At 45.9% G+C, this 25,030-nt stretch carries 21 protein-coding genes; 5 read left to right on the top strand and 16 right to left on the bottom strand.

The window, feature by feature from the left end; translation table 11 throughout:
• Nucleotides 1–34: 34 nt before the first annotated feature.
• On the top strand, nucleotides 35–1,183 hold the full coding sequence (locus EXM22_RS08225) for a flagellar motor switch protein FliG (RefSeq protein WP_149486050.1): 1,149 nt from the start codon (nucleotides 35–37) through the stop codon (nucleotides 1,181–1,183).
• A 97-nt stretch (nucleotides 1,184–1,280) separates the two neighbouring features.
• Entirely contained in the window at nucleotides 1,281–3,068 is a 1,788-nt protein-coding gene (locus tag EXM22_RS08220; protein ID WP_149486049.1) for an alanine--tRNA ligase, read from the top strand.
• 65 nt (nucleotides 3,069–3,133) lie between these two features.
• On the opposite strand, the gene corA is transcribed toward EXM22_RS08220, so the two are convergent.
• Nucleotides 3,134–4,195 carry a magnesium/cobalt transporter CorA gene (corA, locus tag EXM22_RS08215; protein WP_168203412.1) on the bottom strand — a complete coding sequence of 354 codons (1,062 nt, stop codon included), beginning with the start codon at nucleotides 4,193–4,195 and terminating at the stop codon, nucleotides 3,134–3,136.
• 109 nt (nucleotides 4,196–4,304) lie between these two features.
• Here corA and EXM22_RS08210 point away from each other — a divergent pair, with 109 nt between their 5' ends.
• Together EXM22_RS08210 and EXM22_RS08205 are read left to right on the top strand one after the other, a co-directional pair.
• Nucleotides 4,305–5,045, top strand: a complete 741-nt coding sequence (locus tag EXM22_RS08210) for a DUF432 domain-containing protein (protein ID WP_149486047.1) — start codon at nucleotides 4,305–4,307, stop codon at nucleotides 5,043–5,045.
• Between the two features lie 18 nt (nucleotides 5,046–5,063).
• Entirely contained in the window at nucleotides 5,064–5,879 is an 816-nt protein-coding gene (locus EXM22_RS08205) for a mechanosensitive ion channel family protein (RefSeq protein ID WP_168203411.1), read from the top strand.
• Here EXM22_RS08205 and EXM22_RS08200 read toward each other — a convergent pair.
• From EXM22_RS08200 to EXM22_RS08130, 15 genes are all read right to left on the bottom strand, one after another.
• Nucleotides 5,876–7,027 (bottom strand): tetratricopeptide repeat protein, encoded by a 1,152-nt coding sequence (locus tag EXM22_RS08200; RefSeq protein ID WP_149486045.1) that lies wholly within the window; start codon nucleotides 7,025–7,027, stop codon nucleotides 5,876–5,878. The two genes, EXM22_RS08205 and EXM22_RS08200, sit on opposite strands and share 4 nt — an antisense overlap.
• 27 nt (nucleotides 7,028–7,054) lie before the next feature.
• Nucleotides 7,055–7,390 carry a hypothetical protein gene (locus EXM22_RS08195; protein WP_149486044.1) on the bottom strand — a complete coding sequence of 112 codons (336 nt, stop codon included), beginning with the start codon at nucleotides 7,388–7,390 and terminating at the stop codon, nucleotides 7,055–7,057.
• 67 nt (nucleotides 7,391–7,457) lie between these two features.
• Nucleotides 7,458–8,036, bottom strand: a complete 579-nt coding sequence (locus EXM22_RS08190) for an imidazoleglycerol-phosphate dehydratase (RefSeq protein WP_246157093.1) — start codon at nucleotides 8,034–8,036, stop codon at nucleotides 7,458–7,460.
• Nucleotide 8,037: 1 nt separating this feature from the next.
• Nucleotides 8,038–8,655, bottom strand: a complete 618-nt coding sequence (hisG, locus tag EXM22_RS08185; RefSeq protein ID WP_149486043.1) for an ATP phosphoribosyltransferase — start codon at nucleotides 8,653–8,655, stop codon at nucleotides 8,038–8,040.
• A 34-nt stretch (nucleotides 8,656–8,689) separates the two neighbouring features.
• Complete coding sequence (locus EXM22_RS08180) at nucleotides 8,690–9,763, bottom strand: ATP phosphoribosyltransferase regulatory subunit (RefSeq protein ID WP_149486042.1); 1,074 nt, start codon at nucleotides 9,761–9,763, stop codon at nucleotides 8,690–8,692.
• Nucleotides 9,764–9,842: 79 nt separating this feature from the next.
• Nucleotides 9,843–11,468 (bottom strand): LysM peptidoglycan-binding domain-containing protein, encoded by a 1,626-nt coding sequence (locus EXM22_RS08175; protein ID WP_149486041.1) that lies wholly within the window; start codon nucleotides 11,466–11,468, stop codon nucleotides 9,843–9,845.
• Between the two features lie 60 nt (nucleotides 11,469–11,528).
• On the bottom strand, nucleotides 11,529–12,059 hold the full coding sequence (gene rsmD / locus EXM22_RS08170; protein ID WP_149486040.1) for a 16S rRNA (guanine(966)-N(2))-methyltransferase RsmD: 531 nt from the start codon (nucleotides 12,057–12,059) through the stop codon (nucleotides 11,529–11,531).
• 63 nt (nucleotides 12,060–12,122) lie between these two features.
• Nucleotides 12,123–14,189 (bottom strand): ATP-dependent DNA helicase RecG, encoded by a 2,067-nt coding sequence (gene recG / locus EXM22_RS08165; protein WP_149486039.1) that lies wholly within the window; start codon nucleotides 14,187–14,189, stop codon nucleotides 12,123–12,125.
• A 7-nt stretch (nucleotides 14,190–14,196) separates the two neighbouring features.
• A complete protein-coding gene (locus tag EXM22_RS08160) occupies nucleotides 14,197–14,784 on the bottom strand; it encodes a YggT family protein (protein WP_149486038.1) in 588 nt (195 codons plus the stop codon).
• A 51-nt stretch (nucleotides 14,785–14,835) separates the two neighbouring features.
• Entirely contained in the window at nucleotides 14,836–18,261 is a 3,426-nt protein-coding gene (dnaE, locus tag EXM22_RS08155; RefSeq protein WP_246157092.1) for a DNA polymerase III subunit alpha, read from the bottom strand.
• 128 nt (nucleotides 18,262–18,389) lie between these two features.
• Nucleotides 18,390–19,277, bottom strand: a complete 888-nt coding sequence (locus EXM22_RS08150; protein WP_149486036.1) for an FAD binding domain-containing protein — start codon at nucleotides 19,275–19,277, stop codon at nucleotides 18,390–18,392.
• On the bottom strand, nucleotides 19,274–19,750 hold the full coding sequence (locus tag EXM22_RS08145; RefSeq protein WP_149486035.1) for a (2Fe-2S)-binding protein: 477 nt from the start codon (nucleotides 19,748–19,750) through the stop codon (nucleotides 19,274–19,276). Before EXM22_RS08145 ends, EXM22_RS08150 begins: the two co-directional genes overlap by 4 nt.
• On the bottom strand, nucleotides 19,747–21,786 hold the full coding sequence (locus tag EXM22_RS08140) for a xanthine dehydrogenase family protein molybdopterin-binding subunit (RefSeq protein ID WP_149486034.1): 2,040 nt from the start codon (nucleotides 21,784–21,786) through the stop codon (nucleotides 19,747–19,749). Before EXM22_RS08140 ends, EXM22_RS08145 begins: the two co-directional genes overlap by 4 nt.
• Nucleotides 21,787–21,788: 2 nt before the next feature.
• Entirely contained in the window at nucleotides 21,789–22,997 is a 1,209-nt protein-coding gene (locus EXM22_RS08135; RefSeq protein ID WP_149486033.1) for a DegT/DnrJ/EryC1/StrS family aminotransferase, read from the bottom strand.
• A complete protein-coding gene (locus EXM22_RS08130; protein ID WP_149486032.1) occupies nucleotides 22,978–24,450 on the bottom strand; it encodes a polysaccharide biosynthesis protein in 1,473 nt (490 codons plus the stop codon). Before EXM22_RS08130 ends, EXM22_RS08135 begins: the two co-directional genes overlap by 20 nt.
• A gap of 127 nt (nucleotides 24,451–24,577) precedes the next feature.
• Here EXM22_RS08130 and EXM22_RS08125 point away from each other — a divergent pair, with 127 nt between their 5' ends.
• Complete coding sequence (locus EXM22_RS08125; protein WP_149486031.1) at nucleotides 24,578–25,027, top strand: hypothetical protein; 450 nt, start codon at nucleotides 24,578–24,580, stop codon at nucleotides 25,025–25,027.
• The last annotated feature ends 3 nt before the right edge of the window (nucleotides 25,028–25,030 follow it).

The raw sequence follows: 25,030 nt of genomic DNA, 5'->3' as shown, positions 1-25,030 counted from the left end.
TGACCCCTAGGCACGCTGCCTTTAATATGAATCCATGAAGTTCAGACAAAAGGGTCTTGATGCTTATAAAGCAGAAAACAGTAAAAAGGTCTCCGTTGCTCCTGTCTCTGATAATACTCTACCGAAGACAGCGGTATCTCAGGATACAAAGCAGAACAACCATCCTCCCGGGTTGATTAAGACGGGTTCTGTCCCTCCCGGAGGTGCTTCCCAGGCTGCCAGGTTCCTCCTCCTTTTGGGTAAAGAAGAAGCAGGGCGTGTGCTCAGAAATATGTCTGATAAAGAAATTGAGCTGGTTACTGCCGAAATTGCCCGCATAGAGGAGATTGGTCGGGAAGAAGCTCTGGAAATTCTTCAGGAATTCGGGCATAAGATGAATTTAAAGGGCGAAGGTGTCGGTGGAGTCGATACAGCTCGTGATTTTTTAAGCACAGCATTCGGAGCAGAGAAAGCCAGGGCAATTCTCAATAAGGCTGTTCCCGGTACGCTTCCCCATCCCTTTGCTTTCATGAATGATCTCTCTCTTCCTCAGCTGCTCCAGGTTTTAAAGGAAGAACCTGTGGAAACATGCTCCATTATTCTCTCTTTTATGGATGCCCAGAAGGTCTCCTCATATTTAAAAAGCTGCGAGAAGGATAAACAAATACAACTGATTCGACGGATGGCCATGAAGCGCGACCTCAACCCTGATGTCCTCACAAGAATGGATACGGTTCTCAAGGAGAAGGCTCATCGCATCGGCCATCAAGAAGAAATTGTCATCGATGGAGAAGACAGGCTTGCAGAAATTCTAAAGCATATGGACAGCGGAACAGAAAAGAGAATCCTCGACGATCTTGAAGAAGGAGATCCCGATCTGAGCCGAAAAATTAAGGAACAGATCCATACCATCGACTGCATCTTTCAAATGCGTCCCCGGGATCTTCAAAACCTTCTTCTTGAGATGGATGACGATAAGATCGCTTTTATCCTGAGAGGTAAAGAGGATAGAATCAAAGATCATATCCTAAATCATCTTTCATCCCAGCGAAAGTTGCTTGTAGAAGAGACGATGATCATCTCACCCAGAGTGTCCAGAAAAGAAGTTGAAAAAGAAACTAGAGAATTCTTAAATCTGATTAGAAAAAGAGAAGAAGAGGGGAGTTATATCCTCCTTAGCGAAGACGAAGAGGATTTCGTTTAAATCTTTGACTGACCCATCTAAATCATAAGATTTTCCCTTCTCTATTCTTTCATAAGACACTTGTCTTTTTTACTCTCCTCATACTATTATCATCTCTATGACAGGTAATGAACTAAGAAAAAAATACATCGATTTTTTCGTATCTAGAAATCATAAAGAAATATCAGGGCAGTCCCTGATTCCCGAGAACGATCCGACAGTTCTCTTCACCACCGCAGGGATGCACCCTCTGGTACCCTATCTGCAGGGACAACCTCATCCTGCGGGTATGAGGCTCACAGACTATCAGAAATGTATCCGTACAGGTGATATCGAAGCCGTAGGCGATCCTTCCCATCTTACGTTTTTTGAAATGCTGGGAAACTGGTCTTTAGGAGATTACTTCAAAGAAGAAGCCCTCTCCATGAGCTGGGAGTTCCTGACATCGGAGAAATATCTGGGTCTGGATAAGGAACGCCTTTCTGTCACTGTCTTTAATGGTGATGATGAAGTGCCTAGAGATGACGATGCTGCCAATATCTGGAGATCCTTGGGAGTTCCAGAAGATCGTATCTATTTTCTTCCCAGAGAGGATAACTGGTGGGGACCAGCCGGAAAAACAGGTCCCTGTGGTCCCGATAGTGAAATGTTCTATGATACGGGAAAAGAATCCTGTGGAGATGACTGCAAACCCGGTTGTCATTGCGGTAAGTATTTCGAGATCTGGAATGATGTATTCATGCAGTACAACAAGACAGAAGACGGGCAGTATATAAAACTCGACGCCCCCTGTGTTGATACGGGTATGGGGATCGAGCGGACAGTGACCATGCTCCAGGGAAAAAATTCTGTTTACCAGACAGAACTCTTTCAGCCCATCATTGCTAAGATAGAAGAGCTCACCGGCAAGACCTATGGTGAAAATGAAGAAGAAGATATATCAATCAGGATCATCAGTGACCACTGTAAATCAGCTACCATGATCATTGGCGACCCGCGGGGTGCCAAACCGTCCAATCTGGGACAGGGCTATATCCTGCGCCGTTTGATCAGACGGGCTGTAAGACACGGAAGAAAATTGGGAATTACCGAAAATTTCCTGGGTCAGGTCAGTCAGGTTGCCATTGATATGTACAAGGATGTTTATCCTGAGTTGCTTGAAAAATCAGATATGATTCTCAGTGAACTTGAACTGGAAGAGAAGCAGTTTAGTACAACTTTGAAGAAAGGGGAGCATGAGTTTGAGAAGATTCTTCCCAATCTCCTGAAGAATCCTAAGAAGGAAATTCCAGGCCGTCTGGCCTTCAAACTGTACGATACCTTTGGGTTCCCCCTGGAACTGACCGAAGAGCTTGCGGGTGAACACGGAATGACCGTCGACCGTCCCGGTTTTGACTCTGCCTTTGAAAAGCATCAGGAAGCCTCTAAGAAAGGGGCTGACAAGATCTTCAAGGGTGGTTTAGCCGATCATTCGGTGATGACAACCCGGTATCACACTGTGACCCACATGCTGCATGAAGCGCTCAAACGTGTTCTGGGCGATCATGTTGAACAGAAGGGAAGCAATATTACGGAAGAACGGCTTCGTTTTGACTTTGCACATCCCGAGAAGATGACAAATGAAGAGCTGAAGCAGGTTGAAGACATTGTGAATGCCGAAATCGCCAAGCATCATCCGGTTATAATGAAGACAATGACCGTGGAAGAAGCTAAGGCACAGGGAGCCAGAGCGCTGTTTTCATCCAAATACGGAGAACAAGTGAAGGTGTATTTTATCGGGGACTACTCGGTAGAAGTCTGTGGTGGACCCCACATAGAAAACACATCGGAGCTCGGTACTTTTGTAATACAGAAAGAACAGTCTTCCTCACGAGGTGTACGTCGCATAAAAGCGATCCTTAAATAGGACGATTTCTAAATCATAGAGCCAGTTTTACCTAGGGGTGAAACTGGCTTTTTTAAGGCCAATTTTTACATCCATTTTTTCTTCTTAAAAATATAGATCATGAGACCAGCCAGGGTTAGCATGATGATCCAAAAGTAGAGATAACCAAAGCGGAGGTGCAGTTCTGGAATGAACTCAAAATTTGTTCCATAAATTCCGGCAACGAGGGTCAGGGGGAGGAAAATGACCGAAAATACAGTGAGAAAGCGCATGATGTCATTTAGTCTGTTATTCATGTAGGAATTATAAGTATTCATCTGTTCTGTTGTGAGTTCTTTGTATAGTTCCACAGTTTCATACACGTGGGTTATGTTGGAAAAGAGATCGTTGAAGTAGTGCATGTAGTTTCTAATTTCGGTGGGTTTTTCGTTGATCAGCTGTTTAAATGCCTCTCTGGCCGGCCGGATGGACTTTACCAGATACAAGAGATCTTTTTTTGAAGAGATTAATTTTTCCATGACGGTTTCATCGGGATGGTCCAGGAGAAGTTCTTCCATGTCTTCAATCCTTTCTGCCAAAAGCTGAAGAATAGAAATGTAGTTATCGACCAAACAGTCCAGAATGGAATGGATTAAATAACCTATCTTTTCAGAGCGTATTTTACTATCCTTCATCATAAGATTCTCTCTTATGGGATCAAACACATCTCCTGGGACTTCTTGAAAGGTGACCAGTGTATTTTTAAAAACGATAATACTCAGCTGTTCTGACAGTATTCTTTCTTTCTCTTGGTCATAACGAAGCATTTTCAGTGAAAAGAAGAGATTATTTTCCAAGCTCTGATATTTGGGGCGTGTACCTGTGTTCATTATATCAGCAATAATCAGTGAATTCAAATTGAAGCGATTCTTTAGTATCTTCATGGATTTTACATCAGAAACACCTTCAATATTGATCCAGCTTATCTCTTCGGTTTCGGGAAAATTTGTGGTTTCATCTACGAGGGAATGAATCCGGCCTGTCATCTTCTCCGGGGTGTAGGTGATTTTATCAATTTTGGATTCATTTTTTAAATTATTTCCAATATAAACCATTTCCCCCGGATGTTTACGAAGAGTTTCTGTTCTTTTTTTATAAAATCTGGCCACGGTCTTTACTCCTAATTTCGTGATGACTGAACTATCCAGCATGTAGTATAATGGAATTTATGGCAGAAAGAAATTGGCTGATTCTACATAAAGGAGTCAAGGGCAAATTGTGAATATAAAGTCTTTCCCCTGGGGGAAACTGGATCTGCAGAAATCCGGAATCCACATAGATTTACCATCGGGTCAATACATCGATATACAGAGAAACCGAAATGAAGTTTATATCAACAGGTATATCTCCTCTGAACTCATTTCAAACAGATATGTGACCGGTGATGACCATTCTCTTTTTATGGAACCCGGTTTGCCCGATTTGCCTATGATACTCAAACCGATGGAAAATCTATCCATCCTGCCTGGTAAGAAAATTGATGCCTTCGTGGAAGTCCCTCTGGTTGTCAAATTACTTTTTGGCTCCCAGGAGAGTAAAAAACTGCTCTGTGAATCCGTTATCAGGCCTCTTTCCAAGAGTTTTTTCGGAAGTCTGGACAACGGGGAGATCGCCTATTTTCTTGAGAGTCCCCTTTTTCGGGACCTGTCTGAATACAAGCAGCAGAACTCCAGCATCTACTGTCCATTGAGTATTATGAATAAGTCTTCTCAGAATCTTGATTTTGAAAGGATGATCCTGAGGGTTCCTTACCTGTCCCTTTATTACAGCGGAAGTCTGATTCTTGCCAGTCCTGTAAATATCACCTTCAAAGGGCTGGATCAGATGAGTCAGGTTGTCTATAAAAAAACCCTTCCTTCCGGAGATAATATTCAGCTGGCCTCTCCCCCTCGATTGGCGGAAGATAAAAGCATTCTCAAGAAGAGCTTTTACTATTTCAAAACATTGTACACAGGATAAAACATGGAAATTCTTCCGATGGAAAGTATAAAGGATTTTTTTAACAGCATCTCCTATGGTCAGCTCTTCAGAATTGCCATACTGATGCTTTCCGGGGTTCTGATCATTCGCACCATCCGTTTCTTTATGGATCGAACCTTTTTTAAAAAATCCAACCTCCAGAACAAAATGCTGATCAGCAAGCTTGTAAACTATTCGGGATTTTTAATCCTCTTTATCATCATCCTCTCAGAACTGGGTATTAAATTAAGTGCCCTATTGGGTGCCGCGGGGATCATAGGTATTGCCGTTGGTGTGGCCTCTCAAAAGAGTCTTGGAAATATCATCAGTGGTTTTTTTATGGTGACTGAAAAAAGTTTTGAGATTGGGGATGTCATCACTGTGGGTGATAAAACAGGTACGGTTTATTCCGTAGAATTACTGTCCATCATGCTGAAAACCTTTGATAACCTATTGATCCGCATTCCCAATGAGACCCTGATATCCACGGATGTCATCAACATAACAAGATTTCCCATCAGAAGGATGGACTTGTATTTGAGAGTCGCCTATGACTCTGATTTAAGCCTGGTGAAGGAAGTGCTTCAGACCGTAGCCAAGTGCAATGTGAACTGTCTGGACGAGCCGAATCCTTTTATTCTGATAAAAACCTTTGAAGAATCCGGCATCGGCATACAGTATGGGATCTGGTTTGAGAAAACAAATTATGTTGAAACAAGAAACACCATAGTGCAGGATGTTCTTGCTGGATTTAAATCTGCGGGCATAGTTATTCCCTATCCCCACATTACTGTCACCAATCCACTACCGGTTTCAGAACAAGAGAGCCCTTAAGACTGAATCTTGTTTTTCAACTCCATGATTCTCTCGATTACAGTGTTATTCCTGATGCCTGTGTTTAGAAAGAGGGCTAGAACACCCAGCGCTTCTTCGGTATCACCTAATCCTTCATAGCAATCAGCGGCTTCCAAATACAGTCTGTAGTTTCTGGGGTCATTGCTGATAAGGTCTTTCAGGGACGTTATGGCATCTTGAAAATGGCCTTTCTTCTTGTTGATCATGGCCAATCCAAGGATGGCATAGGTATCAAACTCTATGTTGAGGGCCTTTCTATAATACTCCTCTGCATTTTCAAGGTCTCCCATACTTCTGTAGGCATCACCGGCTCTTGTGAGAATGACTTTATTCTTATGGTCCAAATCCAGAATTTTATTCCAGTAAACCAGTGATTTTTCCTGTTGATTCATTCCTCTGTAACAGTCGGCCAAACCAAAGAGGGCATAGAAGTTATGGGGCTGCAGTTTGAGAGCTTCCAGAAAAAATGGAACTCCCTCACTGAAGGTTTTCAGCTTTCTGTGACAGTTTCCCAGGGATGTGAGAACTCGAATATCCACATGCCCCCTGTTGATTTCTAGCATCCTTTCCCAATAATGCAGAGCGTCTTTGTATTCTTTGAAATCATAGTATAGATGACCTAGGCCTATGATGGCATAGCTGTTGTTTTCTTCCATGGTAAGAACTTTCTGGTAGATCTCGAAAGAGCGTTTGAAATTCCTTACCTTTCTATAGGCATCTGCAATCCTGGTAAGTACAGTTATGTTTCTGTCATCATGGAGGAGATATTCTTCCCAGATATCAATGGCCCGGTTGTACTGGTTCATAGCCTTGTAACAGTCTGCCAAACCAAATAGAGCATAATTGTTTCCAGGATGTGTAGCCAGGCAACGCTGATAATAGATGACGGCTTCTCTGAAGTTCCGCTCTTTTCTATAACAGTCTCCCATTCCCACAAGAGCGTAATTATTGACATCGTCTATGGAGAGGATCTTTTCAAAAGACTCTCGGGCCCTCTCTGTCAGATTCTCTTTGAGAAGCTGATAGCCCCGTTTCGATAACTCTGATATTTCATTCAGACCATCTTCATCCGGTACTACTGACAAACCCTTTGTGAGTTCATCCAAACTCAGCTTGTCTTTAAACATTTTCAATTTCCTTAAATTAATCTTTTTTTAAAATTCAGTCTCCAGCCAGCCTCTTACTATGTTTGCCATCTTCTGTACAATCATATCTACTTTTTCCTGGGAAGGCGCCGCCTTATACATCCGGAGTGCTTCCAGTGTATTGTTGTGGCTGTAGTAATAATCTCCTACCCGGATCAAGCCGTCTGTATAGCCAATGGTTATAAAAATTCTACCAGCTGTCTCAACGTCTCCCTCATTGAAGAGTTGATTCCCTTTGCGTAAAAGAATCACTTTTCTTTCAGGAGAAAGAGGAATCCCTCCCGATTCCGGGATCTTGATAAACCCCTTTTCTGGAATAAGTTTAAGAATTTCATCCTTCTTCATCGAGTTACCATTATTATAAGGTCAAAAAAAATTGTTTTCAACAAAAAGTGAACAATAAAGTATTTAATTAGATTAACCCTTTTGTAGACATTCCCTTTGATTTATCTGCTGCAGGACAGAAGGCTGCAAAAAGAGACCGTCCCAGAGCCTTGAAAAGAGCTTCTGCCATATGATGGCTGTTTGTTCCGTAGCGGCAGCTTGCGTGGACATTCAGTCCTCCTCTATTGGCCAGTGCCTGAAGGAATTCTTTGATGAGGAAATAGTCAAAATTGCCGGCACTGATCTGTGGCCAGTCCGCCTCAAGAACAAGATAGGGTCTGCGGCATACATCGATGGTTACTTCCGATAGAGCATCATCCATGGGAATGACACTATGGCCGTAGCGGACAAGAGCTCCTGTTTCTTCAAAGGTCTGCATCAGGGCATCCCCGAGGACGAGTCCCGTGTCTTCAATCAGATGATGGGGGTCGACCAATAAGTCTCCTACGGCTTCAATGTTCAGGGTAAAACCCCCATGAAAAGCCATGGCGTTCAACATATGGTCAAAAAATGGAAGGCCTGTATTGAGGGATACAGAGGGCCCTCTGTGCATATCCAGCTCCAGATGAATCTTTGTCTCTTTTGTTTCTCTGTCAATGATTACCACTTCAGTCCTCCCGTATTTGCTGAATAAAGTTATTGATTGCCTTGTAGTGAATCTTATAGTAGGCCGGGTTGGCAATGAGATGGACCCGGATATCCTGAAGCTTTTGAATGATTTCCAGGTTATTCGCTTTTAGGGTACTTCCTGTCTCAACAAGATCCACAATGCAGGGGGCCAGTCCCAGCACGGGAGCCAGTTCAACACTGCCGTTCAGGCGGATAATTTTGACTGGAATACCCTTTTTATGAAAATGCTTCCTTGTCATTTCGGTGTAGCTTGTAGCAATTGTGAGTGGACCATTCAGGTTTTCAAGAGAAAAGTCTTTAAGTCCAGCCAGGCTCAGGGAGGTCCCACCGAAAGAGAAGGGCAGGAGTTTATGAAATTGATGCCCCGATTCAATGATCACATCTTCACCGCAAATTCCAAGACCTGCGATTCCATGAGCTACATAGGTGGGAAGGTCGCTGTTTTTCACAAGATAAATCTTAAGATTTTCTTCTTTGTCATAAGCCACAAGCTTTCTTTTCTCAAACTCAAAAAAAATGCCTTTTGTTTCAAAGTGTTTCTGTACTCTGTCATAGAGTCTGCCCTTGGGCAGGGCTATGGTCAGGGGGGTACTCATATGATTTCTCCTCGCAATTCTGATATCCCTGTAATTATTTTCTAGTTTCTGTCAGTTTCTCTAGGGCACTCATGTTTTCGTCCATTTTTTTTGAGACCATGGATTCGGGTATTTTCATGGTACTCAGGGTTTCGAGTTTTCTCAGAAACATTGAAAACCCGATGGATGAGGCAGGTTTGTCCCCTCTATATCCAAAATGATCCATCAATCCGTCATATCGACCGCCTGAGGCTACTGAAGTACCGCAACCTTCTGTATAGGCATTGAAGACAATCCCCGAATAGTAAGCCTGGTTTCCAGTTTCAGAAAGGTCAATGTTGAACATCTCATCAAAACCTTCAACGGCCGACCAGCTGTCGCTTATGGCTTTAAGATGATCCAGAGACTCTTTCAGGGTTCCGTCCAGAAGAGTGTCCCACTGAACTTTTTGGAGTGCAAAATCCTCTCCGGTTCCAATAAAAAGTAAGAGGGCCGTCAAGGCGGAAGCATCCTCTTTTTTGTAGGCTCTGCCCAGTGTTTTTCTGATTTCACTCTCTTCTCTGGTTTGGAGATACTGAGCCAGCAGCCGGCTGTCTTCTTCGTTCAATGCTCCGGCAATTGTCTGAAAAACGAGTGTTGATCCTACATGGATACGACTCGTTGGGAGTTTAAAATTTTCCAGAAGTTCTGCCAGGAGGAAGAGTATCTCGAGGTCTCCTTCCAAACCAGGTTTTCCTATGAGCTCACAACCAGTTTGAAAAAACTCATGGCTGCTGATATCTTCATGATCCTGATAGCGGAGGATCGAGTCAGAATAATAGACTCTGACCGGAAGTTCCTCCTCTGTTAAAATCATACCCATCTGTCTTGCTAAAAAGAGGGTTATATCTGAACGAAGCATGAGAAGATCACCTTCCCTGTCTATGAGCTTGTATGTCTGATCGTCCAGTTTGCTGTCCAGAAGTGTGCGGTAGTTGTCATAAAAATCGAAAACAGGGGTCTGTACAGGCATATATCCCCAGCGCTCGGTCAGGTCTTCCATATGGCGAAGAATCTTTCTGTGGCGGAATGTTTCTTCCAGATAAAGAGATTCAGTTCCCTGAGGAAGTCGCAGCAGATTATTTTTCATTAATACTCTCCAGTAAGGTATAGGCGCAGTATAATATATAAAACAGGGTAAAAAATACCCCGCAAGTTAAATTCCAGTCCTATTTAAAGTAACTGATTATTCCCCGGACAATCCTGTCTGCGTCATCCTGCCGCAGTTCCTCATTCCTGATGGCCCAGGCATTGCTCTTATAGGCCAGATTTCTGACTTCTACCAACACAGCCGCTTCCGCGGGATTTTCGTTCAGAACCCTGACTTCCTGGGATCGGCTGAGGGAACCAGATCCCATATGGTCTCTAAGATGCTGGGCCAGGCGTTCCGAGGATTGGTCTTTTTCCGAGGGATGATAGAGAATCCGGCTGCCTTTGCCGTCTCCAGGATTATTGTCTGCATGGATGCTGATAAACACCGAAGAGTTTCCGGGGCTCTCTTCCAGGGCTGCTCCGGCTATCAGCTTTCTCTGGTCCAGCCCCCAGGCATTTCCCACAGGCCAGGCCGTGTCAGATCTGTTCACAGATCTATTGTTGTATACTTCGTTTTTCTCGTTTACAAAAGTAAGGGATGCATCTTCAGTTTTTCTTATGACCTGATTGGGACTGATCACTGTCAGTACAACATCCGCTCCATGGCGAATCAGGTCTCGGTATACCCTGAGGCTGATATCGTAACAGTATTCATCCTCTACAACATACACTGTGTTGCCATTCCCATCACTGTTGGCGACGATCGCTCCTGGATCAAGCCCCCCATGGCCGGGATCCAAGATGACTGTGATGCCCTGGAGGCTGTGGCTGAGGGGAGGAAGGCTCCTGGCTGCCTTATCAAAATCTTCCATCAGGGCCGAAGCCTTTTTGTAATTGTCCATGGGATCATCCAGGTCTGTTTCGGAGTAGTTCCTATCGGGTTGAGTCCTTCTGTCGGTAGGACTGGAGTAGTAGAGAGATGGTGTGTGGTCCACATGGGCCATGAGAACTTCTGGTGACGGGAGTTCCGGTATCACTTCTGCAGGAGTTCTGCTTGGCTCCTCTTCATCCAGGTCCAGTACGACAGGGTATAGTTGAAGCTTCATCCCCTCAAAAACCCGGTCAGAATCCAGCTGGTTCCACCGCATCAGGTCATCTAACTCCAGACTGTAGAGCTTTGCCAGCTTCCAGAGGGAGTCTCCTTTTTGGAGGGTGATGATTTGAGGCCGGTTTGCGCTTAGTTGAAGGATCTGTCCTTCGAATAGATCGGGAGATGTCATGGCATTTATCTGCATCAGCCTTTCAAGGGATATATCGAATTTCAGGGATATCCAGCTGAGGCTGTCCCCTTTTTTTACCGTCCATTGCTCTCCCACCATGGGGGGCCTGATCAGGTCTAAATCTTGTCCTATGATTAAATTTGTGTCCTTCAAGCGATTCAGGGAGATCAGTTTTTCTTGGGGAATCCCGTATTTCTGAGCAATCCCGGAAAGGGTTTCTCCTGATTGTACCCTGTGGGAGTCCGGGTGTTTCTGAGGAATCCTGAGTTCTTCTCCGCTATAAAGGATATCTCTATTCAGTCTGTTTAGATTTTTCAATTCATCCACAGTACATTCGTATTTCAAAGCCAGGGCAAAAAGGCTTTCTCCCGGCTGAACCTGATGGCTGAGATATTCTGATGCTCTTAGAGTCATTGTTCCCGGGTAAGTGAGAAGAAGGCTTAGAATTGTTGCAAAGAGGGTCTTTCTACAAATAGGGCTCATACTCCTATATCGTAGAAAAAAGGCCGGTTTCTTAGAAAAATATGGTCTTAAAAGGAAAACTCAATCTCTGGTATAAAAAATAAGTTTAGACCTGCCGTATTCCCGGAGGTCATAGCGGCGGAAACTACCCAATTTGTCTGGAAAGCTCTCTTCTCCAGGATAGTGCAGGGTCAGGGTACCGCCGATTTTAACAACACCCGAGGATTCGGCGAGCTCCAATACTTCCAGTTTTTGTTTGAAAGGAAAGGGAGGGTCCAGATGGACAAAATCGTATTCATTTGTAAAGCGGCGCAGGTATTTTTCCGCTGGCATCAGAAAAAGACGAATTTCAGAATCCACCCAGCTGATATTCTCTTCAATGGTCTTCTTTTTAATATGGTCTTTTTCCACCAGGTGTACAGGATATGCCCCTCTGGACGCGGCTTCTATTCCCACAGATCCAGACCCTGAGAATATGTCCAGAAAACTGAGGCCGTCCATTGAACCCAGAATGGAAAACATTGATTCCCTCATCCTGTCCATGGCGGGACGAATGATTCCTTTGGGACATTTTATGGTTCTGCCGTTGTATTGGCCGCCTGTTACTCTCATATATTGGTCTCCTCAATTCTCCGGGAAACAACCCGGGCATCTTTTCCTATTTGAGCCGAAGGGTTATCCGGTTCTGATTAATGTTTCACTGAAAGGGGGTGCCGACTCCCACAATTCCCGGAGGAGCGAAAATTCAGGGCTTTTCAAGTCCGGGTCTTTCTCTAAAATGCTCATCACATCCTGTCGGGCTTTGAGAAGTACATCGCTGTCTCTGATCATATCGGCAATGCGGAATTTCATATACCCCGACTGCCTGACTCCTGCAATTTCGCCGGGTCCTCTGAGTTTGAGGTCCTCTTCGGCAATGACAAAGCCATCGCTGTTTTCCATCATGACCCGCAGTCTCTGCTTTCCCTCTTCTGTGAGATTATTGCTGTAGATCAAAAAGGCATAGGATTGTTTCTCACTTCTTCCCACCCGTCCCCTGAGCTGATGCAGGGCGCTCAATCCGAACCGTTCTGCATGCTCAATCACCATGATGGTCGCATTGGGGACATCCACTCCCACTTCCACAACAGAGGTGGCCACCAGCAGGTCCACATTCCCTTTAGAAAAACGCTCCATTCTTTCTTTTTTTTCCTCATCGGGAATCCGGGAATGAATCAGAGCCAGAGCGTGGTCCGGGAAAGTCTTTTGAAGTTGTTCAAACATATTTTCTGCATCTTTGAGGTCCAGTTTTTCTGACTTTTCGATGAGAGGGTAGACAAAATAGGCCTGCCGGCCCTTGTTCAGTTCATTCAGAACAAAGGTGTACACTTTTTCTTCATTCCCTTCCCGGGTGAGGTGGGTTTCTATGGTTTTCCGTCCAGGGGGCATTGTCTTGATGGTGGACACATCCAGATCACCGAAGGCCGTCATAGCCAGTGTCCGCGGAATGGGGGTGGCCGTCATATAGAGCAGATCGACGCAGTGTCCTTTCTTTGCCAGCATTTGCCTTTGGGCCACGCCAAAACGGTGCTGTTCATCGATGACGGCCAGCCCCAGTTCCCTGTATTGCACATCTTCAGAGAACAGAGCATGGGTCCCTACTACAAATTGAATATTCCCTTCTTTCAGCTGTGTCAGCAAATGGCGTCTGCCTTCTCCTTGTGTATTCCCCGAAAGGTAGGCAATGGTAATGCCCAGGGGGGTAAGAAGGCGGGATGCATTATCCGCATGCTGACGGGCCAATAGTTCTGTGGGCGCCATCAAAGCAGCCTGTCTGCCTCCCTCTATGACATTCAGAGCGGCCAGGAAGGCAACGAGGGTTTTTCCCGATCCGACATCTCCCTGTATCAGGCGGTTCATTCCCCTGTTTCCCTCTAGGTCGGATACTATTTCATCCAGTACTTTTTCCTGATCTGATGTCAGTGAAAAGGGGAGGGTGCTTTTCAATTTTTTTTCCAGCTTCCGGGGGAGTCTTATTTTATCAGTTCTATTGATCTGCCTTTGTTTGACCGCATTGCGGCCTACGGCTGTTTGAAGATGAAATAGTTCTTCATATATAAAATAGTCTCTGGCTTGTTCTGCTTCCTGTGGAGATCCCGGATTGTGGATGTTTTTCAGAGCGCTTAGCCTGTCTGGCCATCCATACTGTGCCTTTAGAATCTCTGGGAGTTCCTCTTTTAAACCAGGAGTGTACTCTCTTATTCCCTGCTGTATAGCCTTTCGCAGTACGTTTTGATTGAGGCTGCCCCCCAGGGGGTAAAGAGGCAGAATCTTGCCGTATTTTTCGGGGCAGTCAGAGACTATTTCGAATTCAAAGGCTCCGCACTGCCACTCTCCAAAGCGGTACTGAAATTGACCATAGATATAGATCTGGGTTCCTGTGAGGAGTTTTCCTCCTAGAAAATTTCTACCGTAGCAAAGAAGAGATCCGCTGGCGGAATCATCTTCCACAAGGAGCTTCAGCGTCGGTCTGCCCTTCCAGGAGAAACTTTCTTTGCCTACAATTGTCATTTGAGTGTTTACCGCCTCAATCCCGGCGGCCTGGAGTATGGTTTTATCACTCTGATGGTCCTCATACCGAACCGGGAAATGGGAAAGAAGCTGACCTATTGTGAATATTCCCAGGGCAGACAGAGATTTATGATGGTTCGGTCCAATCCCCTTCAGACGATTGACCGGCTGAAGGAGTTCTCCCAAAAACATGAACTCTCTAGAGTCCTGCCAGATAGCTCAGCAGGAGAGCTATTCCATATCCAATCAAGATTCTCAAGGCGAGTAAAATTCCGGCGCAAATGGCCAGAGCCATTGAAAATTTGACATTTTTTGTCGTGAAGATTCCGAGGATTCTGGCGACGACTTTATAGAGAATGTTGTCTATTTGAAATAAAATCTGATGATTCCATGTGGAAAAAAATAGAATCGTTACCAACCTGAATATCATCATGATTATCAGAAAATTGATAAAGAAGGCTAAGAAATTCCATACACTGCCGAGGATATAGACCACAATCAGCATTGGGTTCAAAGTTCCTGATACGGCCAGAGAATTGAAGATTTGTGAGACCAGGCCCAGGACGGCGATGGCCACAACGGGTGAGAAATCAAGGAAGCCGAAACGGAGCCAGCTGATTCCTCTGAATCTATTCATGTAGGGATCGGTGACCTTCATCAGAATTTCCACACCCTTGCCATTGAGTCTGCCCTGAAACCAGGTGAGAAGCACCCGGAAAATTATCAGTAGCATATAGACTGATATGAGTGATGATAAAAATTGAAATACTGTTTGTACAGGACTCATTGAAAAACTCCCTTTAGTCGGTAATACAGTAGGAATAATATACCGAAAACCTTATTCCTTCCAAACATTAGATACAATAGGATATTGGCTGATTTCCTGCAAGACGGCAGGATTGGCCGCGATGGTGATCTGCCCTGAAACTTTGACGACCACTTTGTTCTGAGGCCTCTTTAAATGAAGGAATACAGAACTTTGACCGTTTCTATCCTGCAGGAAGGCTCTGAAATCAACTAGCTCGTCTTTCATAAAGTCTCGTTCGTCTAGTTCTATATGGATTTCACTGTTCTGAATCTCCCTCATTTCTTCAGGAATAAACACCTCTTTGACCTTGAAGCTCGGCTCACTCCTGGATAGATCCACCTGTCCTGTGAATCCTAGAACCCGGTCTTCAAGGAGGAGGGGGCCATACTGTTCAAAAGGCTTTGAGAAGAGGACCAGGTCAATGGAGCCGTTGAAATCTTCTACAGAAGCAAAAGCCATTTTGGCTCCTCTCTTGGTCATGGTTGTCCTGATAGACTTGAGCATCCCCAGGATTGTGTATTCCTTGTCAGGAGATGCCCGGCCCGGCTGATCCAGCTTTAAGTTGGTACATTTGTTCCAATAGGAACGGTATTCGTCCAGGGGATGACCTGAAAAGTAGAATCCAAGATTGTCTTTTTCTATTTGAAGAATATCCTTGCTGTCCCAATCGGGAACCTCTTCCAGAATAAGCTGAGGTGTGATTTCATCCTGGTTGTCGCCAAAGAGAGAGACCTGGCCAAATTGTGACTGTTCCTTGATGCTGTTCACATGGTCAATCATGCGTTCCATGTTGTGGAGAAGAGTGGCTCTGTTGGTAAAATCTATCTTGTCGAATAAACCGGATTGAATGCTGACTTCAAGGACCTTTTTATTCACAGAACGCAGATCAACACGCTCGAGGAAATCCAGGAAGGACTTGTAATGTCCATTGGCTTCCCTCTCTCTTATGATCACATCAACAGCGGCGGAACCCATACCCTTGATTCCAATCAACCCGTAGAAAACCTTTCCGTCTACAACACTGAAATATTTATCCGAGAAGTTGATGTCGGGAGCTTCGATCACGATCCCTTCATCCCGGGCACTTTCCATGTACTCTGTCATCTTGCTGGTGTCGTTGATCTCATTGGTCAGGTTGGCTGCCCAGAATTCTGCCGGATGGTTGGCTTTACAATAGGCCGTTTTATAGGCGACCACAGAGTAGGCCGCCGCATGGGATTTATTGAAACCGTATCCGGCAAAGGGTTCGAGCATGTCGAAAATACCCGAGGCATGTTTTTCAGAATGCCCGATCTCCTTAGCTCCGGCAATAAACTCAACCTTCATTTTTTCCATGTCTTTGATTTTTTTCTTACCCATGGCACGACGGAGAATATCGGCTTTACCCAGGGAGAACCCTCCGATGATCTGGGCAACCTTCATGACCTGTTCCTGGTAGACAATGACACCGTAGGTAGGGGTCAGGAGTTCTTCCAGTGTCGGGTCGGGAAAGGTGATGGACCGGGGGTTTTTCTTCCCTTCAATGTATTGGGGAATAAACTGCATTGGACCCGGACGGTAGAGGGCATTCAGAGCAATGAGATCTTCAATATTGTTGGGTTTGGCTCTGCGGAGTATATCCTGCATTCCCGATGATTCAAACTGAAATACTGCCGTGGATTTTCCGTCGCTGAGCATCTTAAAGGTTGCTTCATCGTCTTCGGGGATGGAATCTACGTTGAACTCCGGATTAATTTTCTGAACCAGGCGTTCAACATTTTTGAGTAGGGTCAGAGTCTTCAGCCCTAAAAAGTCCATCTTCACAAGACCACAGGGTTCTATGATATCCATTGTGAACTCGGTGGTGATTTCACCGGTTTTCTGATCCTTGTAAAGGGGGACGTAGTCGGTCAGGATAGAATTGCCAATCACCTTACCACAGGCGTGAGTAGAAATATGGCGGTTCATGCCTTCCAATACCTGAGCGGTGTCAAACAGCTCCTTGTAGGCACCCCCCCGGTCATAGAATTCCCTGAGCTTCGGTTCTATCTCTAAGGCCACTTCCGTATTGATCTTTCGGCCATCGGGAGCCTTCCCTTCGGGGATGAGTTTCGTAATGGCATTGGATTCGGCAAAGGGAATGTCCAGAACCCGGGCCACATCTTTCAGCACCGCCTTTGTTTTCAGGGTTCCGAAGGTACAAATTCCCCCCACCTGATCGTGTCCATATTTCCGGTTTACATATTCAATGACCTCTCCCCTTCTTTCAAAGCAGAAGTCAATATCAAAGTCCGGCATGGATACACGTTCGGGATTCAGGAAACGTTCAAAAAGGAGATCGTATTTAAGGGGATCAATGTCGGTGATCTTCATGGCATAGGCCACGATGGAACCGGCTCCGGAACCGCGTCCGGGCCCTACGGGGATGTCATGGACGCGGGCCCAATGGATAAAGTCCCACACGATGAGGAAATATCCCTCAAATTTCATACCTAGGAGAATCTTCAGTTCAAACTCAACTCTCTCTTTTATCTCATCTGTTATTTCATCATATCGTTCTTTTATTCCTTCCCAGGTGAGGAATTTTAGATACTCCTGAGCATTTTCAAACTCTTCTGGGATGACATACTCCGGTAGGATGGGACCTGGCTGGGGTATCACAAGATCGCATTTCTCTGCCAGACGAACCGTGTTTTCCAGGGCCCCGGGGATGTCTCCGAATAGTTCGTACATCTGCTCGGGAGTCTTGAAGTACATTTCAGTCTTATCCATCTTGAAACGCTTTTCATCATCCATCTTCTTACCCGTACCAATACAGACGAGGATGTCTTGAGCCCGGGCATGTTCTTTCTTGAGGTAGTGGATGTCATTGGTGGCTATGATGGGAATACCGGTCTCGGCATGAATTTTCTTGATTCCTTCTATGACAATTTTTTCTTCTGGAATCCCATGATCCATCACTTCCAGATAAAAATTCCCTTCGCCGAAAATATCATTATATACAAGGGCTTTATCTCTGGCTTTTTCATAGTCTCCCGCAATCAGGTACCGGGGAATTTCTCCACCCATACAGGCCGTTGAGGCAATGAGACCTTCATGGTGCTGTCTGAGTAGGTCATCATCGATTCTCGGCTTGTAGTAAAAACCTTCTGTGTATCCTTTGGAAACGAGGATCATCAGGTTCCTGTATCCCGTTTCATTCTTACAAAAGAGCACCATATGAAAGTTTTTGTACCCCGAGGTCTGTTTTTCCTGCCGGGTAGAAGGGGATACATAGACTTCACAACCAACGACAGGATTGATTCCTCCGGCATGACAGGCCTGTTCGAAGCGCAGGGCCCCAAAGAGGTTTCCGTGATCGGTCAGCCCCAGGTGCTTCATGCCCATTTCCTGGGCCATTTCCACATATTTGGGGATTCTGGCTGCACCGTCTAAGAGGGAATAATCTGAGTGATTATGTAAATGAACGAATTCCAAGGAACTCCTCCTGATTTGTATTTCGTATAGATTGACTTAGGAGATTCGGTTTCTTTGCTTATTATAGTTGTTCGGGAACCAAATGTGTACCTGCAAAAAGAGGATTCTCTCTTCATAGTTCTGGTTTTTCAGCTGAAGTTCTGAAGAGCCTCGGAAGGATCGGCCAGAGATTCCAGGAGCTGTCGGAACAGGCTTTTCATCAGGTAATCTTCATATGGGTTTTCGGGGGCTTTGAAGAACTGGTTCAGGTTCTGCATGATCTCATCGAGTTCCTTTCGGATGAGGGGGAATCTACGGCCCATGAGGTTGGCTTCCAAGTCTCTGCTTCTGAGGACAAGAAGACCTCCATTGGTGAAAGCCATTCTTATGTCCGAGAGGATTCCCTTATCCAGAGATGCCAGTGCATTGATGGTGAAGAAATCATTGTCCTTGATATTCACTTTTTTGTGAAAATGAAAAGAGCCGTCGTAGTAGGGAATCCTGATCCTCGTCAGTATTTCTCCCGCGCCCAGAGAGAGTTTGCCCTCGTTATTCAAAAATGTATTGATGTGAATCCAACGGGACTTGTAAGAGGCTCTGCCGTTTCTCTTTCGTACAATATGACGCAACTCCAGCCTGGAATCCAGAAGAAGAAGGACGGGATAAAGATCCATCCTTCTATCGGGAATACAGAGGTTTCCCCCTATGGTCGCCATGTTCCGGATAGGGTAGGGTCCCATGTGCTTCAGTGTTTCTTTCAAAAGGGGTGAACTCAGGATCACCGAAGACTCGATCATGGTATTTATACTGACACAGCTGCCCAGTTCGGTATATCGTTCGGTCCTGCTGATCTTTTTCAGTTCTTCAAGCTGGGATATGGATAATATGCTGTAATGTTCCGACTCTGTATCAAAGGTGTGGTTCATCAAATGAGTGGCACCTGCCATAAGCCGGGATGAGGGAGCCTTGTTGTAGAGGTTCAGCAGCTCTGTCATATTGGGAGGAACATGGATATGAAAGGGTCTGTTTTCCTTCATTTCAGCCTCCTCTGTCTTAGGCGGGATGTCATGAGGATTCCTTTTTTCAGGGTTTCATAGGGAGTACAGCTGCAATTGACAGTGGTAATGATCTCCTGAATCTGCGCTTCATCAGGTCTGATGTTCTCACTCAGAAGGATTCCTGTTGTGAGGGTTCTCGTGGGGGCACAGTAATCACAGAGGTGGACCCCCGATTGCTTGAACCCCTGATAGACGTCTTCAAATTCCTCTGTTTGTGCATAACCTTCAATGGTCATAACGCTCCTGCCCCGCACCTGAAATACGGGTATCAGGCAGGAATAGACGAGTTTGCCATCCAAGGCGACGGTACACAGGCCGCAATACCCTTTACCGCAGGCATTTCTGAGCCCGTTGAGATGGAACTCATCTCTGAGCACATCAGAGAGTTTGTAGTAAGCCGGAACATCCAGGCTTACCAATTCTGAATTGAGGGTAAACTCTATCAGCATCATACACCTCCTTTCAAAAGAGAGGCCGAGTTCACCGGCAAACCTGTAATGCCCTGTCCTGCCGCCTGAGAAAGAGCCTGTGCAAAGGCCGCGGGGATGGTTCCCAGAGCCAAACCTTCCAGACCTCCCGGAGCCGGGTTTTTACTTTCATCTTCATCAAAGAATATATGCAGTTCCGGGAATATTGTCGGCTTGATGGCCTGCTTGTCCATACATTGGGTCAGGGCAAACCGGACTTCTGCCTCAATGAAAGAACGGGCAGAAGAGGGATCAAGGATGGTTCCACAATGTAGAGACAACCATATTCTCGGGATGGAGATTTCCCTTGTAGCCGTATAAAGAGCCACTTCGACCACGGCAGCCCCCCAGGAAGGAGAAGAAAAGGGTGTCCCCATCATATTGGTTTCATCCCATTCGGCGCCGGTTCTCCTCCTGTAAGATCTTGTTTCTGTAATAGGGAGCCCCTCTCTGAAACGCTTTTTCTGAATGATGGAACAGCATTGATCTATCAGTTTTGTAAAGACGATGGCATTTCGTGACAGACAGGAGGGACCATTGAAACTGTGTTCATCCGGGCGGTCGGTTATCAGAAAAATCTGTTTCTCATCGATGCTCAGCTGACTGGATATGAGTTTTTTCCAAAGGGCAAACATTCCGGGAGCCGCAGGCACTGTCCCCAGGAAGACTTCGAAGTTTCCATCCTTGCCCAGGGTTGCCGTGACCGATGCCGCCGTGAGAAGCCTTTCTCTGCTCAAAAACTCATAGCCCTGCCGGTTGACGGTCAAACCTATTCCGGCATAGGCCGAAGGAGTAATATCCAGATGATTCCTATTGGTTCGTATCTGACGATAAGCGGCGTGCTTTCTCGTGTAATCTGATGCTTTGCTTAGAGATTTGATCATGCTAACCAAGGGGGGCGTCTTTTTTATGGCACCCATGGTCGTATTGATATTTCCCTTCATGGTCAGATTCTGCCGACGCCAATGAGCCGGATCTTGTTCCGATTCAACAGCCATATTATTCGCCAGCAGTTCCATTCCAAAGGCACCCTGGGCCAATCCCCAAGAGGGAAGGGGCAACCAGGGGGGATTATTACTCTGATAGGCCCTGACCTGTATATCCATATGACGGCACAGGTATAATCCGGCCGCTCCTAGACAAATTCGGGAGGCCACTTCCGTGGCGAAGCATCCATAGGCTCCCGTATCCAGGGTAATACGAGCCTCCAGGGCTGTCAGTTTTCCATGGGCGTCCATACCGGCCTTGTAGCGGTACTGGATCTCCTTATGATAGACCTTTTCCTCTTCGTTCAGAAGTTTTACTGGTTGTCTGAGAATACTCGTTATGCATACTGCCATGGCCGCGGGAGGAATGGACTGCCAGATATGTGCATCCCAGGTCCTACCGCTGGTATTGAAATGCATTTCTACCTGTTTTCGACTGATACCCGCGGCCATGGCCGTTAGTTTCCGCAATAGGGAGGGCCACTGGCTATGAAGATGGAGGACGTATGTACCTCCCTCTTTGTTGCAAAATACATCCGGACGGGGATATACCGGTGTTTCCGGGATCGCCAGAGTGTATTCACCTTCGATGATGCGTTCCGCTTTGGCAAAGCCTTTAGAGGGGTTCCCCTTCTGGATTGTCTTTGTGGCGGGACTGTTGTTCCGGTCTCTTATTTCCCGGGGGGGGAAGGGGGGAATCGCCGATATTTCAATGCTGATTTTTTTCCGGATCTTAAAGAGTTCATCCAGGTCGGGGCCTGTTAAAATCCCGATGGGCTGCCCTGTGTAGAGAACTTCCTTATGAGCCAAAAGAGGGATGGTCGCATCGGGATAGGGAAGATCATTTTTTCCGGGAATGTCATCGGCTTTGAAAAAATGCACTTGAGACGGAAGGTGGGGAACCGATATCTCCATGAGGATTCCGGGAGCCTTGTCGGCCTTAACCTGGAGGGCATGAACCATCTTTTTGGAGGACATATCTTCGGGAAAACGTACCAGTCCAGCCAGCCTGTTCCTGAATTTATCTTCTTCCATTTTTATTTCACACTCTCCATCTCTGCTTTGCTTCTATGGGATTCACCTGTTTCAAGGATCACCTGACAAACCCTTTCAAGCTGATCCATTGTCATATCGGGGAATAGGGGAAGGCTGATGACTCTGTGGTATAAACCGGTAGCAAGGGGCAGATCCTCCTCTTTCAACTTATACCGTTCACGGTAATAGGTCATCATATGAAGAGGTTTGTAATGAACCGAAGTCCCTATGCCCCTGTCTCTTAGTATATTCATGAATTGATTCCGGTCAATGTTGAGCTTGTCCAATCTGAGGCTGATGATGAATAAATGCCAGGCATGATCTTCTTTCCAGGTTGGTAGGTCAAGAAAATCAGCGTCTTTGAGTCTTGTTCTATAAGCCTGAACAAGAGCCTTGCGTTTATTCAAAAGCTCCTTGGCTTTTCTGAGTTGAACCCTGCCGATAGTGGCCGCAATATCATTGAGGTTGTATTTGAACCCCGGGGCAATGACATCGTATTCCCAGGGAGCCTTCAGCGATGTATAACGGTCCCAGACCGATTTATCGATGCCGTGGAGCCTCATGGCGCTGATCCTCTCCTTCAATTGAGGATCTTGAAAGACGATCATGCCTCCCTCTCCTGTGGTGATTGTCTTATTGGCATAGAAAGAATAGACTCCCGCGTCGGTCCAGGTACCGATCATCCCTTTTTTTGAGGGAACGGGAAAACAGTGGGCTGCATCCTCCACCAGGAACAGACCGTAGCGGCGGCTCAGAGCAAAGAGTTCTTCCAGTCCTTCGGGATTCCCGGCAATATGCACGGGAAGTATTCCCTTTACATTTTGTCCCTCATCCAATAGTTTTTTGATTTTTTTTTCGCAATCCTTAGGGTCCATATTCATGCTTCCAGGAGCCAGATCAACAAAGACCGGATCGCCTCCACAGTAACGGATCACCTCGGCTGTGGCGGTGAAGGTGTAGCTGCTGGTGAGAACCTTGTCCCCCTCTTTTACCCCCAGAGCCTCCAGGATCAGATGCAGTCCAGCAGTGGCCGAATTCACAGCCAGAGCATGAGCAGCCCCGGTATACCGGATAAATTCATCTTCAAAAGCCTGGGCTTCCTTGCCTGTCGTCAACCAGCCGCTTCTGAGAACTTTGAGGACGGCTTCCTCTTCCTCCTGCCCTAAAGACGGCCGGGCAAAAGGGATGGATTCAATATTCTGGTTCGTCATCTGGTACCCTTATTCCTGGAAAAAAATCCTTCAGGATGCCTCTCAGCTGTTTTCTATTTCTGTATAATTCGCTCCGGGACTCATCAAAATAACAGACGGGCCGGAGGGCGTTTAAAACGGTCTCTGCAGATAGATTCACCGAATCGGCGGCTACCTTGAAGATTCGGGCATAGTCAGTTTTCGAGGGTTTTTCCCCTTCACTCCAGAGCCTCTCTTTTACTTTTTCTCCAGGACGCATGCCTATGAAGTTTATAGGAATATCATCTTCTGTAAATCCATAAAAGTGGATCATCTGACGGGCCAGCTCCAGGATTTTCAGCGGCTCTCCCATATCCAGTACATAAAGGCCCCTGTTTTCTCCTACGCCACCGGCTTTCAATACCAGTGAAGAGGCTTCGGGGATGGTCATGAAATAGCGGGTGGTTTCGGGATGTGTGACTGTGACCGGACCACCTGCAAGAATCTGTTCCTTAAATAGAGGGATGATACTTCCCCGTGAACCGAGGACATTCCCAAAGCGAACGACCATGAAGTCCTGACCTTTTTCCCGTTCCTGAAGGACCAGCATCTCGGCAATTTTTTTAGTGACTCCGTAAACACAGGAGGGGTTGACTGCTTTGTCTGTCGAAATAAGAACCAATTTTTCAGTCCCTGAGGCCTCAGCGGCTTTGATGAGATTATAGGTGCCGAATACATTGTTCTTAACAGCTTCTACCGGATTGTATTCGAGCATGGGGACATGTTTATGGGCCGCACAATGAAAAATAACATCTGCCTTGAGGCGTTTCAAGATGAAATTCATGAACTGTGAATCCTGTAGGTCTCCAATGACCGGAACGACGGTTGCCTTCTCGCCCACACCCCCTTCCTGGAGCAGACGGAGTTCTCTGTCAATCTTATATATACTGTTTTCACCATGGCCCAAGAGGTAGAGTCTTTCCGCCCCTCCCGAAAGGAGCTGGCGGGCGAGTTCGCTTCCGATGCTGCCTCCGGCTCCTGTGATGAGGACCCTTTTCCCCCTGAGGTAGGATAGGCTTTCAACCAGGTCTATCAAAACTGGATTCCTGGTGAGTAGGTCCTCGGGATTTATGTCTCTGGCCTGTACCAGGTGGGCATGGCCATTGACGATCTGAGAAATATTGGGAAGTATGCGGATTCTGTTGAATTCGGCCCTACTAAGTATTCTGTAAATGACTGACAGTTCTTTTTTATCGGCTGTAGGAATTGCAATGATGGCTTCATCCGCAGGTGTTGTTCTCAGAATCCCTGCGAATTCCCTGATAGGACCCAATACGGGAATTTTCCCTATTTTTGTTCCTATTTTTGCGGGGTCATCATCCAGAAAAGCAACAACTTCACCGGTATGGCTCTTTTTGCTGATTTCATGTGCTATGTTCTCTCCGGCAAAACCGGCGCCAATTATAAAGATCCTGTTACCTTTTTTATTGCTCACGCGAACCAGAATACCACAGACCTATCCATTCGTTAATATACCCCTTTGAAAAAAGACTCGGATTTCTTTTTAATGAGCCGATAATATGAAAAAAACAAGGTGATTCTTGTCCAGGCGGGAGTAATCAATGAAATACAGTTCCTTAAAAAGTCTAATATTGCTTTGCCTCATCTTATTCATTCCCCTGATGGCTTTGGAGGCCCAGACAGTTCTGGTTCATTCGGCTTCAATGAGTGATAAGGATGATGAAACAATAAGAATCTATTCACAGTCCGCAGAAGCGGGAATCATGGATGTATTGTTTAATCGGGGTTGCATTGCCTTTTCTGATATGTCTGAAGCAGATGAGTCTGGGACTCTGAGTTTGGCGTTGAAGACCGGAGCAGATTATGTTATAAGCTGGAGTCTGGTCGAGGAAGGACTCCGGGGATCACTTGTCAAAGCTGATGAATCTGAATCATTAAACGCTGTATTTGTAGATGAAACAGAATTAGAGAACTTGTACAAAGACCCCTCAGAACTGTATGCGGCTTTGGGCAGCAAGCTTTGTGAATCCCTTGTGGGTGACCGGTGGTAAGCT

The sequence above is a fragment of the Oceanispirochaeta crateris genome (assembly GCF_008329965.1).
GTDB classification, from domain to species: domain Bacteria; phylum Spirochaetota; class Spirochaetia; order DSM-2461; family DSM-2461; genus Oceanispirochaeta; species Oceanispirochaeta crateris.
The sequence above is the reverse complement of the archived record's forward strand: the minus strand, read 5'-3'. Positions and strand labels throughout refer to the sequence as shown.

Coding starts and splice junctions, on each gene's coding strand:
- EXM22_RS08225 (WP_149486050.1), top strand. CDS start 35: ATGAAGTTCAGACAAAAGGGTCTTGATGCTTATAAAGCAGAAAACAGT.
- EXM22_RS08220 (WP_149486049.1), top strand. CDS start 1,281: ATGACAGGTAATGAACTAAGAAAAAAATACATCGATTTTTTCGTATCT.
- EXM22_RS08205 (WP_168203411.1), top strand. CDS start 5,064: ATGGAAAGTATAAAGGATTTTTTTAACAGCATCTCCTATGGTCAGCTC.
- EXM22_RS08200 (WP_149486045.1), bottom strand. CDS start 7,027: ATGTTTAAAGACAAGCTGAGTTTGGATGAACTCACAAAGGGTTTGTCA.
- EXM22_RS08195 (WP_149486044.1), bottom strand. CDS start 7,390: ATGAAGAAGGATGAAATTCTTAAACTTATTCCAGAAAAGGGGTTTATC.
- hisG (WP_149486043.1), bottom strand. CDS start 8,655: ATGAGTACCCCCCTGACCATAGCCCTGCCCAAGGGCAGACTCTATGAC.
- EXM22_RS08180 (WP_149486042.1), bottom strand. CDS start 9,763: ATGAAAAATAATCTGCTGCGACTTCCTCAGGGAACTGAATCTCTTTAT.
- EXM22_RS08175 (WP_149486041.1), bottom strand. CDS start 11,468: ATGAGCCCTATTTGTAGAAAGACCCTCTTTGCAACAATTCTAAGCCTT.
- rsmD (WP_149486040.1), bottom strand. CDS start 12,059: ATGAGAGTAACAGGCGGCCAATACAACGGCAGAACCATAAAATGTCCC.
- recG (WP_149486039.1), bottom strand. CDS start 14,189: ATGTTTTTGGGAGAACTCCTTCAGCCGGTCAATCGTCTGAAGGGGATT.
- EXM22_RS08160 (WP_149486038.1), bottom strand. CDS start 14,784: ATGAGTCCTGTACAAACAGTATTTCAATTTTTATCATCACTCATATCA.
- EXM22_RS08150 (WP_149486036.1), bottom strand. CDS start 19,277: ATGAAGGAAAACAGACCCTTTCATATCCATGTTCCTCCCAATATGACA.
- EXM22_RS08145 (WP_149486035.1), bottom strand. CDS start 19,750: ATGATGCTGATAGAGTTTACCCTCAATTCAGAATTGGTAAGCCTGGAT.
- EXM22_RS08140 (WP_149486034.1), bottom strand. CDS start 21,786: ATGGAAGAAGATAAATTCAGGAACAGGCTGGCTGGACTGGTACGTTTT.
- EXM22_RS08135 (WP_149486033.1), bottom strand. CDS start 22,997: ATGACGAACCAGAATATTGAATCCATCCCTTTTGCCCGGCCGTCTTTA.
- EXM22_RS08125 (WP_149486031.1), top strand. CDS start 24,578: ATGAAATACAGTTCCTTAAAAAGTCTAATATTGCTTTGCCTCATCTTA.